We start from the raw sequence: 16,565 nt of genomic DNA on the forward strand, positions 1-16,565 counted from the left end.
ATTTGCTGTAAATAAAATTTGTAGTTAGCAAAAGCTGAGATGCATAGTAACTAGTACCAAACAAATATCTCTATGGGTATAACTGAAAAAAGCCGTAATTCTAGCATAATTACACCTCTAGGCTCACGTAATTAAAAATAAAAAGCGTTAATACTGGAAAAGAGATTTACAAACCTTAAAACTGGTTGTAATCACAAAGAAAGAGAATAGGGATAAAGAGTAACAAAAAATGACAACTTCTACAGACCAGAAGCAACAATTTCAAAAACTGGATGAATTAATCCAAGATATTGATTATGGGATGTTCACTACAGTTGATGATGATGGAAGTTTACATAGTTACCCTATGTCAAAAAGCGGCAACATCTCTGATGGTACACTTTGCTTTTTTACATATGCTAGTTCCCATAAAGTGACTGAGGTTGAACATCATCAGCAGGTCAATGTCAGTTTTTCCTCACGCGATCAGCAGCGATACATCTCCATCTCAGGTACAGCAAAACTTGTAAACGACCGTGAGAAAATGCGAGAGCTATGGAAGCCGGAACTTCAAACCTGGTTTCCCAAAGGTCTAGACGAACCTGATATTGCTTTGCTCAAAGTAAATATTAACAAAGCTGATTACTGGGAAAGTCAAACCAGTTTTAAGCCACAAACAATTAGTTAATTGGCATTATTACGTCTTTAAGGCGTGAAATTCTTGGGTTGAACTTGCAGAATTAAGTATTACTAAAAAAAGTTAATGGCAGGTAAAAACAATGATGAAGCCGCACAAAAGCATCTGCCTTTAGAGCTAAAGCGGCGGCATTTCTTAAAAGGAATAGGCTTTATTGGTGCAGGTGCGGGGGCATTATTTGCTGACCACATCTTGAAGGGCGATTCTGAGGTAGAAGCGTCACAAATCCAACCATCATCTGAAACTCCAATCATCAGCCAAACCACTGCTACTGGTGAAATTCCCCGCCGTCCATTGGGAAAAACAGGGGTAGAAGTGTCAGCTATTGGATTGGGAGGTGCAACTTTAGGGCAAGCTAAGAGCAAAGAAGAGGCGATTCGCATTACCCATGAAGCTATAGATAACGGCATCACCTTCATGGATAACGCTTGGGAATATAACCAGCACCGCAGTGAAGAGTGGATGGGAGAGGCGTTGCAGGGGAGACGAGATAAAGTCTTTTTGATGACGAAAGTTTGTACCCACGGACGCGATCGCAAAGTGGCAATGCAGCAACTTGAAGAATCTCTGCGTCGCTTGAAAACTGACCACATTGATCTGTGGCAAATCCACGAAGTTGTTTACTACAACGATCCAGAGATGATATTTCGTCGTAATGGGGCAATTGAAGCTCTAGCTCAGGCGAAAAAAGAAGGTAAAGTCAGGTTTGTTGGCTTTACAGGTCACAAAGACCCTGCGATTCATCTGAAAATGCTCTCCTACAATTATCCATTTGACACGGTGCAAATGCCGCTCAATTGCTTTGACGCCAGCTTTAGAAGCTTTGAGCGACAAGTGCTACCAGAACTAAATAAACGGGGAATTGCCGCAATTGGGATGAAAAGCCTCAGCGGCAATGGTGATGCAGTCAAAAAAGGTGTAGTGACACCCCAAGAAGCCATACGCTATGCCATGAGTTTACCGATCGCCACACTCGTCAGCGGTATTGATTCATTGCAAGTACTACGCCAGAACCTAGCGATCGCTCGTGGCTTTCAACCGATGCAGGTAAAAGAAATGCAGGCACTGCGCGATCGTTGCGCTCAATATGCTGCCGATGGGCGTTTTGAACTCTTCAAATCCTCCAAGAAGTTCGATGCTGACGAAGGCAGGATCCAGCATGGCTTTCCGCCTCAAAGTCAAGTGGAAACTTAGAAGAGGCAGGGGATAAATCAATTCAAAATTCAAAATTCAAAATTCAAAATTCAAGTAGTAAGAATTTATTCTGTCTCCTAACTCAGCATTCTCATAGCCCGATGCCCAAAAAAAGGAGAAAATATGGCTACAACTGCGGCTGATGTTTTAATTGATACTCTTTATGATTGGGGTGTTGATACTATCTTTGGGCTACCTGGGGATGGGATTAACGGCATTATGGAAGCTCTACGCCAGCGTCAAGACAAAATCCGTTTTATTCAAGTACGGCATGAAGAAGCAGCAGCATTTATGGCTTGTGGTTATGCCAAATACACGGGGAAGCTGGGGGTCTGTCTAGCCACATCTGGGCCTGGTGGACTGCATCTGCTCAACGGTTTATATGATGCTAAACTTGATGGTCAACCAGTTCTGGCGCTGACGGGACACCACTACCACGACCTAATTAACACCCACTCTCAACAGGATGTAGACCTGGACAAGGTGTTTATGGACGTGACGGTTTACAATGCCCGTGTCATGGGGCCGACTCACGTCGAAAGTCTAGCAGATTTGGCTTGCCGTGCAGCTTTGAGCTACCGAGGTGTAGCACACATCAACTTCCCTTTAGATTTTCAGTCCCAAAATGCCCAGAGAAAGGGTTCGATGCGGAATGTGCCTCATCATACCTCGGATGTTTTTGCACGTGGTGTGCGTTTACCCGCTGAGGATGACTTGCAACGTGCAGCAGAAATTCTAAATGCTGGTAAGAAAGTGGCAATTTTGGCCGGTCGGGGGGCGTTAAAGGCGACTGATGAATTAGAACAACTTGCAGAAAAATTGGGCGCACCAATTGTTAAAGCATTACTGGGCAAAGCAGCTGTACCAGATGATAGCCCTTACACCACTGGTACAGTTGGTTTAATTGGTACAAAGCCATCGCAGGAAGTGATGGAGAATTGCGACACTTTGCTGATGGTTGGAACTTCTTTCCCTTACATGGAGTTTCTCCCGAAACCCGGTCAAGCGCGGGGTGTGCAAATTGACTTTGACCCGTTTCGGATTGGTTTGCGCTATCCAGTTGAGGTTGGATTAGTGGGGGATAGTCGCCGCACCTTGCAAGACTTGCTACCACTTTTACAACATAATTCCGATCGCAGTTTTCTCGAACAAGCGCAATCCAGCACCAAAGAATGGTGGCAATTGATGGAAAAGCGCAGCACCAGAAAAGACAAGCCGATGAAGCCACAGGTTGTAGCTTGGGAGTTGGGTAAACGCCTATCTGATACTGCAATCCTCTCTGCTGATTCGGGTACAAATACAGGCTGGTGGGCGCAGCAAATTCCCGTCAAACGGGGACAAATGCATTCAGTATCAGGAACCTTAGCATCAATGGGGTGTGCATTGCCTTATGCGATCGCTGCTCAAATTGCCTATCCCGATCGCCAGTGTGTTGCTTTTGTCGGTGATGGTGGTTTTTCGATGTTGATGGCAGATTTTGTTACCTGTGTGAAATATTGCTTGCCGATTAAGGTAGTGATTATCAAAAATGGCACGCTGGGGCAGATTAAATGGGAACAGATGGTATTTCTGGGCAACCCAGAGTACGGCTGCGAATTAGAATCGATTGACTTTGCCGCCTTTGCTCAAGCTTGTGGTGGTGTGGGAATGAGGATTGAAGATCCTGCTGAATGTGGTGAAATCTTAGACCGGGCAATTGCTACACCAGGGCCAGTAATTGTAGAGGCGATCGTTGATCCCTTAGAGCCGCCTTTGCCTCCCAAAATCACCGCAGATCAAGCAACCAAGTTTGCCGAATCACTCGCTAAAGGCGAACCTAGCCGCGAGAAGATTGCTCTAACAATTCTGTCGGATAAGGTGCGAGAGCTGATCTAAGTACAAATCTTTGATTTAATTGAGAGGTTTATTATGCCTGATCTATCAAATTTACGAGTAGCAGTCATTGCTACTGATGGCTTTGAGGAATCGGAACTAACTGAACCAGTACGTGCTTTAAAAGAAGCTGGTGCAACTGTAGAAGTTTTGTCAGCCAAACTAGGGCAAATACAAGCATTTCGTCATTTTGACAAAAGTATTACAGTCAACGTTGACCGGGTAATTGACGATGCACAGCCCGAAGAGTATGACGCAGTGTTGTTGCCAGGAGGCGCTCTGAATGCAGATACCCTGAGAATGGGGCCAAAAGTCCAATCATTCTTGCAAAAGATTCAGGAACAAGGTAAGCCTATTGCCGCTATTTGTCATGCCGCCTGGGAATTAGTTTCAGCCGGCTTAGTGCGAGGACGGACGCTCACGAGTTACTACACGATTCAAGACGACATTCGCAATGCAGGCGGTAACTGGCTAGATCGAGAAGTGGTTGTCGAAGGTAATTGGGTAACAAGCCGACAACCGAGTGACATTCCAGCGTTTAATGGCGAAATGCTCAATTTGTTTTCGCAGTTCAAACCTTCTGTTGCTGGCGCTCGTTGAAGGGATTGAGGATTGGGGATTGGGGACACTTCTCTACGAGAGGCTGCGCCCTAAGCGTAGCTATGCCGCAGGCTTTACGACAAGCGGTAGTTGAGCGCAGTCGAAACTCAGTGCATCGCTGGGGATTGAGCATTTGTTATTTTTCCCCCTGCTCCCCTGCTCCCCTGCCCCCTTGCCTTCCCTTCTCCTCCGTCATCAAATAAGGGAATGAAATTTATGCCTTACAAACAGATTGCAGACTTACCAGATTCAGTTAAAGACAACCTACCCAAGCACGCCCAAGAAATTTTTCGGGCTGCATTTAACAGTGCTGAAGAACAATATGGCGAAGAAGAAACTGCTTTTCGTGTTGCTTGGAGCGCAGTAAAGCGTGATTACGAAAAAGGCGAGGATGAGCAATGGCATAAAAAGCCAGAGTAGCTCGGCAGAATTTTCTTGATGCAAAACAAAAAAAAGCTTTACTTTACAGAGGAGAAATTCTAATGATGAATAAACAAAAAATTGTCATGGCTGCGCTTGTAGCCTTCGGGATGTTCACTGCTATCTCTGGGCAACAGATAACTCAAGCTCAATCTAATCAAACTCCAACTAGATCAACTCAGAACGCTATCAATGCTTCAGATCGGCAATTTGCGATCGAAGCTGCTCGCGGTGGTAAGGCAGAAGTGGAGCTTGGGCAACTGGCATTGCAAAAGGCAGCAAACGATGATGTGAAACAGTTTGGACAGCAGATGGTTCAAGAGCATACGCAAGCAAACAATGAACTTAAACAATTAGCTGCCCAAAAGGGTATCACTCTTCCCAAAGATGTTGGTGCAGAAAATAAAGAAGTAAAAGCTAAACTATCAAAGCTATCTGGTACAGCTTTTGACCAAGCATACATGAATCAGATGGTGAAGGATCATGCGAAGACTGTATCCTTATTTCAGCGCGAGGCAGAGCAAGGACAAGATGAGGACTTGAAAGCTTGGGCAACTAAAACTTTGCCAACTCTTCAAGAGCATTTGCAGAGGGCCAACGCCATCAAAACTCAGCTGACTGCAACTACTAAGTAAGTCAATAACGCGATCGCCATTACCAAGGTAATATGGATAGACGAAAATAAATTGCTACTTATGTAAATTGCGATCGCTTTAAGATTATTTATAGTATGTAGATGCCACTCAGGTATCTACATATTGCTTACTTTACCTTTTATATATGAATTACCTTGTTGCAGTACTACCAGACCGAAAACAAGCAGAAGCAGCCTACTCTGCTCTTGAAGAAGCAGGCTTCCCAATTTCACAAGTCAATATTTTGGGCAACGGCTATATGAGTGCTGATGAATTTGGACTCAAAGATCCCGGCAAGCAAGCCCGTAAACAGAAAAATCTGCTTTTCTATTGGCTTGTACCCTTTGGATTTGTAGCAGGTTACGCCTTCAATTTCCTGACAAACATTGAAATTTTTCCTGAATTTAACGAAATTGGGAATCACATTAGTGCTGGTTTTTTAGGAGGTATAGCTGGTGCGCTAGGCGCTGGTCTACTTGGTGGAGGAATTGGTGAAAAAGTTTCTAGCGGCAATATTTTACCTTATCGTAATCGTCTAGATGCTGGCAAATATTTAATTCTGGTTCATGGAAATGAAGATTTAACACAGGAAGCTACTCGTGTACTGTATCAATTTGAACCGGAAAATCTTCAAAGATATACAGAATCAAGTGTTAAATAATTGAATAATACAAAGTAAATTAACTACCACCAATTGCGAGGAGCAATATGGTGGGGCCTTTTAAAGCCCAGCCTTTACTCGCTTAAGTGTTAAATAACTATGATTTGTAGCTCAGATAACCTACAAATATGCAGCCAGCTTACTGAATATACTAATGATACTAGCAACGCTGAGAATTCTGACTGCTGACTCTTGAATCCTAAATTATTATCAATTGACAGTTGACAATTGGTTTATTCAAGGTTAAAAACCTACCCTTCAAAGGAGAAAAAGAGAAAAATTTTCCTTTGAGCAATCCTCTCACTTCAAGAGAGAGGTGCTTGTTAAATGTCAATTGTACATTCTTGAAAGAAATATTTCGAGTAGTTGAGATTCCGTAAATTAATATTCGCCAAACAGACCAGCAAGCAGTTGTCGTCAAATTGTTAAAACGCGAGTATCCAACCTTCAGCGAATTGTTACAGTTCCGCAACCAATATACGATCGCCAAGAACTTAGATATTTCAGGTATCGTACATCCCTTCAGTTTAGAAACTTACCACAATGGTTATGCCCTGGTGATGGAAGATTTTGGGGGCATTTCCCTAAAAGACTATTGTCTCTCCCATCCACTGACACTAACAGAGTTTTTAGCGATCGCCCTGAATCAATTAAAGGAAACAGGCACAATAGAACCGTTTGAGATTGGACAACGAGATTTGTGCGATCGCTTCCTCATTCCTGAAAAATTATACGGTCGAAAAAATGAAGTTGAGCAACTACTAGCAGCCTTTGAACGAGTTTCTCAAGGAAACAGCGAACTCATGTTAGTCGCTGGTTTTTCAGGTATTGGTAAAACTGCTGTAATTAACGAGATTCATAAACCCATCGTCCGTCAACAGGGCTGTTTTATAAAAGATAAATTTGACCAATTTAACCGGAATATTCCCTTTTCAGCATTAAGTTTTTAATGGGTGATTTTAATCACGCAAGTTGTTTGAGTCTCGTAACTTTGTCATACTTAAGTGTTTTTTCTAATGACAGGATACAGTTACGTGAGCTTTCTTACTTTTCAGACATCCTCTGAATTCTATTGTAATTTTGCAGCTAAATTTACTTGTTTAGATAGCATTCTGGACATTATACTTCCGTAGCAGTTCCCAAAATTCTCACTAGTGGAAATTGGAAAACGTAACATTATTTCTAGCTTCACATCAATCACGTGCCATTGACAGCCACAAAAGTTATCTCGTAACATTCAACATTCCTTCTTCTGTGATTTGCATTTCAAAATACAAATCTACCGAGCGCGATAATGCCTAATGGTACAATAACAGAAGCATGAAAGCGTGAATACAAAACTTCTCATTTCTCCTCAAGAGCTTAGGTCTCTGTTAGCCCAGAACTCATTGCAAACTGTGGTTATCGATACGCGGAATCAAGAAGATTATGCTATTTCTCATATTCCTCAATCCATAAATATTAGAGATTTTTTCACCTATCTTTTAGAGAATTCCTTCCCAACAGGATTAAATAAATTGCAAGAGTATTTTGCACAAATTATGAGCAAGGTAGGAATATCTGGTGCAGAATGGCTAATTGTTTATGAAGACACTTTAAATGAAGGTTATGGTCAATCTTGTCGAGCAGCTTTCTTACTGAAGTATTTGGGTTGCGCTCAGGTATCTATCTTACACGGAGGATATAGAGCATGGCTCAGGGCGGGATTACCTATTACCGATGAAGTACCATTACGTGAAAGTAGCATATTTAGATTGCATCCCAACCTTGACATGATGGTGACTACCACCGAGATGTTGCAAGCAATTGACAATCCAGCAATTATTAAATTAGATGTGCGCGATCGCTCCGAATGGCTTGGGTTGAGTTCTTCTCCTTACAACCCTGATTTTTGTCCTCGCAAAGGTAGAATCCCTAACGCTGTATGGCTAGAATGGCATCGTTTGATGACATCTGAGTTGGAAATCTCGATGTTTCGCTCAAAAGCGGAAATCTTAGAAATTTGTCAATCTGTAGGTATTACTTCCGACTCTATTGTCTACGTTTACTGTTTTAAAGGTTCTAGGGCGGCGAATACTCAGATTGCTCTGCAAATGGCAGGAATTTATGCCAGAAATTATTTTGGGTCTTGGAATGAATGGTCTCGCGACTTTTCACTACCGATTAATAGCAGACTAATCTGATTCATTGGATAATTTTTAACGAAAAGCCAGAAATTGGAATTGTCTGAACATTTTTTGACTTTTTTATTGTCCCTGCCCTTATGCAAATGAAATGATACAGAGTTGCACTCAAAGTATAGTTCTTTTTCTCCTGACTCCTGACTTCTGTCCACTGCCCACTGTCCACTAACTCCTTCTGTACTACTACTAACGCTCCTTGCTCTCTTTGTTTAAGGAAGATAACTTAATCCGCCGACTTTCACGTGATAATGGTACTAAAACTGGCGCTTGACTTTGAGCATTACTTTCTTTCAAGCTTTCCACTATTTTAGATATTTGTGCAATTGTTGGTGCTTCAAATACGCTACGCAAAGGCAACTCCACACGTAAGGCATCGCGCACTCTAGAGACAAGCTGAGTTGCCAGTAATGAATGACCGCCTAATTCAAAGAAATTGTCATAAATTCCTACGCGCTTAAGTCCTAAAATCTCAGCAAAAATTTTCACCAGCACTTGTTCCCCAGGAGTCCGAGGTGCAATGTAATTTTCAGGTAATTGGGGCTGAATTGCATCATAGAATGCTCTTAAGGCGCGACGATTGACTTTACCATTAGCTGTTAAAGGTAAAGATTCTAATACTACAAAAGCTGATGGCATCATGTACTCAGGCAGTTTTTGTGCTATGTAAGTCTGCAACTGTGGCACTAGCTGACGCGCAGCTTTGGCTTGTAAGGGATTATTAGCGTAAGATTGCCAGGGACGAGAGTGAGCCGTGCTATGAGGAAAAATAGTTTTATTACTTATTCTATCTTGCCTAACAAAAACCACATCATAGCATCCTTCAATACTTGAATGTGACCAGTTAATCTCAACTTTGTAAGGTATATCCAGCGTATACCAATCTTCTGGTTCTACTCCTAAATTTTCGAGTTCTTGCAATGCTTTACGCATTTGACCTACAGTTTTAAAACTTTCTACATCTGATAGCCATTCTGCTGTTTTAACAGCTGCCATCACCCGCACATTAGGTACATTATTAATACATAATATTTCTGGTTGAGACTCAATTAATAGCTGACGTACTGCTGACACTGTTAAATTATCTTCAGACCAGTTCAACACTGAAGATAATTCAGTAGTATTAATAGTTTCGCCGCCAATATGAAGAATCACATTGTATCGAAATTGTGTTAATTCATTGCGTTCGCGTCCCCGCAACAGTTGAATTTGTACATGGCTAATCTGGGGAAAATATTGCTTTATTGCACTAAAAAAAGCTGGGTCAATTACCAGCTCTGTTTCTTGAAAAATTTGCATTTGAACCCGTTGCTGCAACTCGGAACGGGTGAGGGAAGGTTCAGCTTGATACAGTTGCACTGATGCATGGAAAGCTTGCAAGAGTGAAAGATGACGCACATCTCCGATGAAGATAAAGCCACCCGGCGCAGTTGCCTTAACAGCACCTTCTAATACACTAATCAAATAATTAATAGTAGGAAAATATTGTACAACTGAGTTCAGAATTACTACATCAAAAGCTGCTGTTTCTACTTTATCGAAGTCAGTAGCCATTTGCTGATACAGCGTTACCTGCGGCATTTCGTGTTTTTCTAACTGCTGCTGAATGTAGTTAAGTGAAACTGGGGAAAAGTCTGTTCCACAATATTTAGTGCAGTGAGGTGCAATTCTAAATAGAATTAAACCTGTTCCACAACCAATTTCTAACACTCGCTGGGGTTGCAAAGCCAAAATTTGCTCGACTTGGTTATTCACCCACTCACGCATCTGCTCTATTGGAATAGGCTGATTTGTGTAACTACTGTTCCAACCGACAAAATTGGATGTTGCATCTGAATTAGCAGTAGGTTGATTATAAGTTTCGTTATAGAGCATCTGCCATTGCAAAACTTGCTCATTCTGCAATTGCATTAATTGCACATTCTCCTGCTCACTGCTGTATTCAGCTTTTGCTACCACATAAGCTACTAGGCGTTTTTCCTCTTGATTTTCATGAATTATTACTACAGTTTGATGTACTGCTGGATGCTGAGTCAGCACTGCTTCAATCTCGCCCAACTCAATGCGGTAGCCACGGATTTTTACCTGCTCGTCGAGGCGACCTAAAAATTCAATATTGCCATCTACTCGATAGCGAACTAAATCGCCTGTTTTATAAAGTCGTGCCTTTAACTTATTAGTCAAAGAATGAAAAATAAAGCATTCAGCAGTTAAAGCAGGACGATTTAAATAACCCCTTGCCAATCCATCACTACTTATATATAACTCTCCTGAAACGCCAATAGGTACAGGTTGTAAATGTTTATCTAATATGTAAACTTGTGTATTATTAACGGGGCGACCAATTGTAGGTGCTACATTATCGTTATTCTTCAGAAAAATATGACCGGAAGTTGTCACAACTGTATTTTCAGTTGGGCCATAATTATTAATTACCTGGAAAGGATGGGAAGGTAAAGGATATTGATTTAGTTTGTCTCCACCTATAAGTAATATTCGTAAAGCTGCGTCGTGAGGAAAATCTAATAATAAAAACTTCTCTGCTATAGGTGTTGGTAAGAAAGAAATTGTGATTTTTTGCGATATTAACCAATCTCGGAGATATTCAGGCGATCGCCTGATTTTATCAGCTACAATATAGATACTTGCTCCTGCACTAAGATAAGGCCAAATTTCCCAACCGCAAGCATCAAATGCAATCCCAGCAATCTGCGTTACTCGGTCAATATGTGAAACTGCAAAAGCTTTTTGATGCCAAAATATTAGATTTAACAATCCTCTATGTTCAATTTGTACGCCTTTAGGCTTTCCTGTTGAACCGGAGGTATAAACGACATAAGCAAGGTTATCTACTGCAACTTCGCTAATAAGATTATCTTCAATTTCTTGAGCAATAATTTCCCAGTCTTTATCTAAACAGATTACCTGTGAATTATAGTTACTCAGACGTTTCAGCCATCGCTCGTGAGTTAATAAAACTGAGACTTGAGCATCTGCAAGCATAAAATTCAAATGTTCAGATGGATAGCTGGGGTCTAGAGGTACATAAGCTCCACCTGCTTTCAGGATACCCAACATCCCGATTACCATATCAAAAGAGCGTTCTAAACAAAGTCCTACTAAAACTTCGGCTTTAACTCCTAATTTTTTGAGATAATATGCAAGTTTGTTACTACGTATATTTAACTCTTTATAGCTGAGTTGTTCATCGCCAAATACTAGGGCAGTTGCATCAGGATTCTGTTTTGCAACGCTCTCAAATAACTGATGTATACACTTATCTTGAGGATAATCTAACTGAGTATTATTCCATTCAACTAATAATTTATGTAACTCAGCTTCGTTTAAAAGCGGTAATTGGGCAATTCGCTGTTCTGGATTTGCAACTATACCTTCCAGTAATATTTGGAAATGCCCTAACATCCTGGTAATAGTAGCCTCATCAAATAAATCAGTACTGTAAATTACAAACCCACTAATTGCTTCTGAACTATCTACCCATAAACCATTTTGAGGATTTGGCTCCCAGAGGTGGAACTCCAAATCAAAGCGTGTTGTTTCCGTATCAAATGGTAGCGGGCTTAAAGTTAAACCAGTTAACTCTAATGATGACATAGGCGCATTTTGTAATGCAAACACCACTTGAAATAGCGGATTTTGATTCAAATTACGCTCTGGATGCAGCTCTTCTACGAGTTTTTCAAAAGGCAAATCTTGATGAGCATAAGCCCCTAAAGCTACCTCTTTGACTCGACTCAATAATTCTCGAAAAGTTGGGTTTCCAGTTAAATCGGTACGCAGAACTAAGCTATTGACAAAAAAACCAATTAATCCCTCAAGTTCACTACGATTGCGATTGGCAATGGGTGAACCAATAGCAATATCTTCTTGTTGTGTGTAGCGGTAAAGTAAAACTTTAAATGCTGCTAGTAGAGTTATAAATAAAGTTACCCCTTCTTGCTGTCCGAGAGCTAAAAGTGCTTTGCTCAAACTTTTTGATAATTGCAGAGGTTGCCTTGCACCCTGGTAAGTTTGAACAGCTAATCTTGGTCTATCGGTTGGCAGTTTTAATATAGATATACCGTCTAATTGCTTCTGCCAGTAATCGAGTTGCTTTTCTAATACTTCCCCCTGCAACCATTGGCGTTGCCAGTATGCAAAGTCTGCATATTGGATTGTAAGTTTCGGCAGAGGAGAAGGCTGATTGCTACTAAAGGCTGTGTAAAGTGCTGCTATCTCTTGAATCAGCACTCCAATAGACCAACCATCAGAAACAATGTGGTGCATATTCAGCAGCAGGATGTATTGTGTCTCATCCAACTGCAAAAGTTTTACTTGCAGCAATGAATCAGTTGATAAATTGAACGGACGTTGAGCTTCTTGATTAGTGAATTGTCGTGCTTGTATTTCTCGTTCGGCTTGTGGCAATTGCCGTAAATCTATTATTGGTAAAGTAATAGTTAGCTTAGGATTAATTACCTGAACTGGTTGCCCGGACTGTATAACAAAAGTGGTACGTAAAGCTTCGTGTCGTCGGACAATTTCGTTAAAAGTTTGCTCAAGCGCGGCTTTATTAAGCAAACCTGTTAAATGTAGAGCTATTGGAATGTTATAGAAAGGATTATTAGGGATTAATTGGTCAAGAAACCATAGCCGTTGTTGAGCAAAGGAGAGGGGAAGATTTCCTGACCGCGAAATAGGTGAGAGAGGTTTAAAGATGTGGTTGTTAGTACGATTAGTTGCTTTTAAAAATTCAATAATTTCTGTTTTACGCTCTTGAATTTCTGTACGTAGTTCTGCCGTAATAGTTCCTTCAGGCGCGTTACAGCGAAACTTTTCACCATCAATAAAAACTTGAATATCTAAGCTGCGAAGATGAGATAAAAACTCAACCGTATTCAAAATTACACCTCTTCGCAATTGTTGTAACTTACAGCAGATTTCAATAAGTTTATTAACTTGATAGCTGTTTTTGCCATTTTATACTGTTTATTAACTAACCCAGCATTTTTATCACACTCATAACACTGTATAAATCAATCTTGGGAGTGAAAGTTGGACGATTATTACTGTGGTATGAAGCTAAAAGACAACGCAGTTAACAAGGTATCGCAAGGTTTAGGCTCATGATATTCATGCCTCATAATTTTCTACTTGTATGGCTGGGTCAGTTGCTGTCCGTTGGGGTACTTGGTGGGGGGATCTACATTCTCTATGAGTGGTACGAACAAGAACTTATAGGAACGTCCTACTTAGTAGCTGGATTAGTAATGCTTCTGTGGACTTTTGGCGGTCGTTTTATTAGTTTGCCACTGCTGCGCCGTCCTGGAAACGAAGAACCCAAGTTTATGCGTAGTAAAACCGTGCAGCGTTTGTCTCGTCCAGATGGGAGCGTGTTGCAAGTAGAGTTTTTTGGGCCTGAAGATGGTCAACCAATTATTTTGTCACACGGTTGGGGGCCAAACAGTACTGTATGGTACTATGCCAAACGACAGTTAAGCGATCGCTTTCGAGTAATTGTTTGGGATTTACCTGGCCTAGGAAAATCTTCCAAACCGAAAAACAATGATCACTCCATAGAAAAATATGCCCGTGACTTGGAAGCTGTTGTCGCCATAGCAGGGGATAAACCTGTTATTCTGCTAGGACACAGCATGGGTGGGATGATTAACCTGACATTCTGTCGTCTGTTTCCAGAGCTTTTGGGAAGCCGAGTGGCTGGCTTAATTCTTGTGGATACTACTTACACCAATCCGGTTAAAACTTGTATATTTAGCAATCTGGTACGCAAATTGCAGAAACCGCTACTCGAACCTGTGTTGTACCTGACTATCTTGCTGTGGCCGGTTTTTTGGTTAATGACTTGGCTCTCGTATTTGAATGGTTCGCTGTACATCACCGTCGAACTATCTGGATTTACAGGTACTGAAACACGCGGTCAACTAAGTTTTGCAGGTCTACTATCAGCATTGGGTTCGCCTGGGGTTCTGGCTCGTGGCACACTGGCAATGTTGAAATTCGACGAAACAGACACACTTGCAAATATTAATGTACCTGTATTGGTAATGTGTGGGGCTTCAGATATAGCGACAAAACCTGTGGCGAGCGATCGCATGAAAGCAGAATTACCTTATTCTCAAAGAGTCACCATCAAACCAGGTGGACACATGGCATTGATGGAACAAAACCAACAGTTTGCTGAAGCAGTCAGCACATTTTGCGCTGGCTGCTCATAGCTGCCTGAATTCCACATTTAGCATCCATCAAAAAATATTGCTCCAGGGTTGACGTTTCGGTGTTTCGCGCAGTCTGTAGCAACTTCCGCTTTCCCTGCAAGAGCTTCCGCTTTGACGTTTCGGTGTTTCGCGCAGTCTGTAGCAACTTCCGCTTTCCCTGCAAGAGCTTCCGCTTTGACGTTTCAGTGTTTCGCGCAGGCTGTAGCAACTTCCGCTTTCCCTGCAAGAGCTTCCGCTTTGACGTTTCGGTGTTTCGCGCAGGCTGTAGCAACTTCCGCTTTCCCTGCAAGAGCTTCCGCTTTGACGTTTCGGTGTTTCGCGCAGTCTGTAGCAACTTCTGCTTTGACCTTAGTTTTGCACTTTATTTAACTCGCATTTATTAGTACCTTTTGATTAGATCCAAAGTAAAGGTCGCTCAATTCTTCCAAAAAAACATCAGTCTGCGATTCTGGATTACGGAAGTAGGGATGAATGGGAAGGAGTTCAGCGCGAGGGCGAGTTTCCGGTGAAGACAGAATCTTCTCAAGCAAAGCCAGATAGTTTTCAGCAGTACATTCCCAAGTGTATGTCTTAAGCACCCGTTCCTGACCAGCCTGAGCAAAATACTCCCACTCGTTAGCATCGCATAGCAACCGCTCCAAGCCCCGCGCAATATCAGCAGGATCTTCGGGATCAACGAGTACGCCATATTCTTTATTTCCCTGTCGCAAGCTCTCGCTGGGGCCACCGTTCTTGGTTGCTACCACTGGTAAACCTGCAACTGCTGCTTCTAAGGGAGCAAGCCCAAAGGGTTCGTAGAGTGCGGTCAGCGCAAATACTGAGCGGCGTTTAACCATAAACCGATAGGTTGCTGCCAGTGACTCTTGAGCCTGATCTGACAAGCCAAAGGCACTCACCTTGCCCCACAAGTCGTTTTCTTTGACCACTTCCCGAATGGGAGCTAATACCTCTTCAGCTATACTGTCACTAGCCTCCTCTCGTAAAGGATCATCCAGCCCCCCTGTAATTAGCACCAAGTTAGCTCGTTCCTGAAGTGTTGGACTCATTGCGAAGGCTTGCACTAGCCCTAATACGTTTTTTTTAAGCTCTAATCGACTGGATGCTAGGATGACGGGCAAATCTCGACGTGGTTCTACAATGTCTCGTGCCAATCGCTCCTGAACGAACTGATAGGTAGCCTCCTCGTTTTCGGAACGTGCCTTTGCACCGAAAATCGAGAAATCTGCTCCTGGCGAAATTACCGCAAAACGGTTGTCGTTGTCTACATCCACTGCACCACTATAGACTCGATGAGAATACTGTTCAAAGCGTTCCTGTCGTGTACTGGTGATATTAACGGCCGAGCGATTCATGCTCAGGCGTTCGGCTAAAATGCGATATTTAAAATGGAATTGCTCGTCTATTTCTGGCAGATTCTTTGGGGTAACTTCCAGTTTGTCCATCTTTTGAGCGCCGAGAGAATGAGCAGTAAAGGTAAAAGGTATGCTTGTCTCCTCTTCAATTAGAACGGCACAAAGTCCTCCATCGCCGTAGTGAGCAGTCATAGCATCGGGTAAGCCACCTTGCTGTTGATAAAATTTCAAGATGTTGGGTACCCAATCACTAACCAGATGAGGCCATAACAACTCTTTAGGGAGAAATTCTTTTGGCCCAGCTGGTAAGCGGATAATGCGGACGTTATCGATCCCTGAATAAGTATCAATCGCTTGGGCAAACTCTGGCCACTCCGGGTCAATAATTTGACGGGTGATAATATCAACTTTATGACCCATTTGAGCTATGGCTATGGCGAGTTGCTTAACGTAGATCAGCTGACCCCCAAAATCTGGGTGTTTCGTTATGTGACTATTATTTGAATCAAAATTGCCTTGAGGGTTGAGAAATCCAATATGCATAGCCCACTTCCTAATACAGGTTGATTTCTACTAGAGATTTTTGCCGGAAGACGGCAGCATAACAGCTTAGTGAGCTTGTTAAAAACTCCCAAGGCTGAAAAACGCAGGCAGTAAGGCTGTATATAAATACACCATAAACAAGTAAGTCAAAGGGCTTTTATTGATTCCCTTCAGCTTAAACCCAGTTAATTCGCGC

General features: G+C 42.1%; 11 protein-coding genes and 1 pseudogene. 10 read left to right on the plus strand and 2 right to left on the minus strand.

Features of this window, described 5'->3' with window-relative positions; all coding sequences use genetic code 11:
* The first annotated feature begins 229 nt into the window (after positions 1-229).
* From WKK05_RS09290 to WKK05_RS09330, 9 genes and pseudogenes are all read left to right on the plus strand, one after another.
* Positions 230-667, plus strand: coding sequence for a pyridoxamine 5'-phosphate oxidase family protein (locus WKK05_RS09290; RefSeq protein WP_341529448.1), 438 nt, complete (start codon positions 230-232; stop codon positions 665-667).
* Between the two features lie 75 nt (positions 668-742).
* A complete protein-coding gene (locus WKK05_RS09295) occupies positions 743-1,870 on the plus strand; it encodes an aldo/keto reductase (RefSeq protein ID WP_341529449.1) in 1,128 nt (375 codons plus the stop codon).
* Positions 1,871-1,993: 123 nt separating this feature from the next.
* Positions 1,994-3,745: a thiamine pyrophosphate-dependent enzyme gene (locus WKK05_RS09300; protein WP_341529450.1), complete on the plus strand. Its 1,752-nt coding sequence runs from the start codon at positions 1,994-1,996 to the stop codon at positions 3,743-3,745.
* A 33-nt stretch (positions 3,746-3,778) separates the two neighbouring features.
* Positions 3,779-4,342: a type 1 glutamine amidotransferase domain-containing protein gene (locus WKK05_RS09305; protein WP_341529451.1), complete on the plus strand. Its 564-nt coding sequence runs from the start codon at positions 3,779-3,781 to the stop codon at positions 4,340-4,342.
* 216 nt (positions 4,343-4,558) lie between these two features.
* Positions 4,559-4,762: a ChaB family protein gene (locus WKK05_RS09310; protein ID WP_341529452.1), complete on the plus strand. Its 204-nt coding sequence runs from the start codon at positions 4,559-4,561 to the stop codon at positions 4,760-4,762.
* A 62-nt stretch (positions 4,763-4,824) separates the two neighbouring features.
* On the plus strand, positions 4,825-5,397 hold the full coding sequence (locus WKK05_RS09315; RefSeq protein ID WP_341529453.1) for a DUF4142 domain-containing protein: 573 nt from the start codon (positions 4,825-4,827) through the stop codon (positions 5,395-5,397).
* A 145-nt stretch (positions 5,398-5,542) separates the two neighbouring features.
* Positions 5,543-6,058, plus strand: coding sequence for a hypothetical protein (locus WKK05_RS09320; protein ID WP_341529454.1), 516 nt, complete (start codon positions 5,543-5,545; stop codon positions 6,056-6,058).
* 389 nt (positions 6,059-6,447) lie between these two features.
* A pseudogene (locus WKK05_RS09325) lies at positions 6,448-6,996 on the plus strand (AAA family ATPase); the annotation flags it as partial.
* A 390-nt stretch (positions 6,997-7,386) separates the two neighbouring features.
* Entirely contained in the window at positions 7,387-8,241 is an 855-nt protein-coding gene (locus WKK05_RS09330; protein ID WP_341529455.1) for a sulfurtransferase, read from the plus strand.
* Positions 8,242-8,427: 186 nt separating this feature from the next.
* Here the strand turns inward: WKK05_RS09330 and WKK05_RS09335 are convergent, their stop codons facing one another.
* Complete coding sequence (locus WKK05_RS09335) at positions 8,428-13,140, minus strand: amino acid adenylation domain-containing protein (protein WP_341529456.1); 4,713 nt, start codon at positions 13,138-13,140, stop codon at positions 8,428-8,430.
* Between the two features lie 233 nt (positions 13,141-13,373).
* On the opposite strand from WKK05_RS09335, the gene WKK05_RS09340 reads away from it, so the two are divergent.
* Complete coding sequence (locus WKK05_RS09340; RefSeq protein ID WP_341529457.1) at positions 13,374-14,474, plus strand: alpha/beta hydrolase; 1,101 nt, start codon at positions 13,374-13,376, stop codon at positions 14,472-14,474.
* 365 nt (positions 14,475-14,839) lie between these two features.
* Here the strand turns inward: WKK05_RS09340 and WKK05_RS09345 are convergent, their stop codons facing one another.
* Complete coding sequence (locus tag WKK05_RS09345; RefSeq protein ID WP_341529458.1) at positions 14,840-16,369, minus strand: glycosyltransferase; 1,530 nt, start codon at positions 16,367-16,369, stop codon at positions 14,840-14,842.
* Positions 16,370-16,565 lie beyond the last annotated feature (196 nt).

The organism is Nostoc sp. UHCC 0302 (genome assembly GCF_038096175.1).
GTDB lineage: Bacteria > Cyanobacteriota > Cyanobacteriia > Cyanobacteriales > Nostocaceae > UHCC-0302.

Bases quoted from the DNA above. Each gene is read 5' to 3' on its own strand.
- WKK05_RS09300 (WP_341529450.1), top strand. From the start codon at position 1,994: ATGGCTACAACTGCGGCTGATGTTTTAATTGATACTCTTTATGATTGG.
- WKK05_RS09305 (WP_341529451.1), top strand. From the start codon at position 3,779: ATGCCTGATCTATCAAATTTACGAGTAGCAGTCATTGCTACTGATGGC.
- WKK05_RS09295 (WP_341529449.1), top strand. From the start codon at position 743: ATGGCAGGTAAAAACAATGATGAAGCCGCACAAAAGCATCTGCCTTTA.
- WKK05_RS09290 (WP_341529448.1), top strand. From the start codon at position 230: ATGACAACTTCTACAGACCAGAAGCAACAATTTCAAAAACTGGATGAA.
- WKK05_RS09310 (WP_341529452.1), top strand. From the start codon at position 4,559: ATGCCTTACAAACAGATTGCAGACTTACCAGATTCAGTTAAAGACAAC.
- WKK05_RS09320 (WP_341529454.1), top strand. From the start codon at position 5,543: ATGAATTACCTTGTTGCAGTACTACCAGACCGAAAACAAGCAGAAGCA.
- WKK05_RS09345 (WP_341529458.1), bottom strand. From the start codon at position 16,369: ATGCATATTGGATTTCTCAACCCTCAAGGCAATTTTGATTCAAATAAT.
- WKK05_RS09340 (WP_341529457.1), top strand. From the start codon at position 13,374: ATGCCTCATAATTTTCTACTTGTATGGCTGGGTCAGTTGCTGTCCGTT.
- WKK05_RS09315 (WP_341529453.1), top strand. From the start codon at position 4,825: ATGATGAATAAACAAAAAATTGTCATGGCTGCGCTTGTAGCCTTCGGG.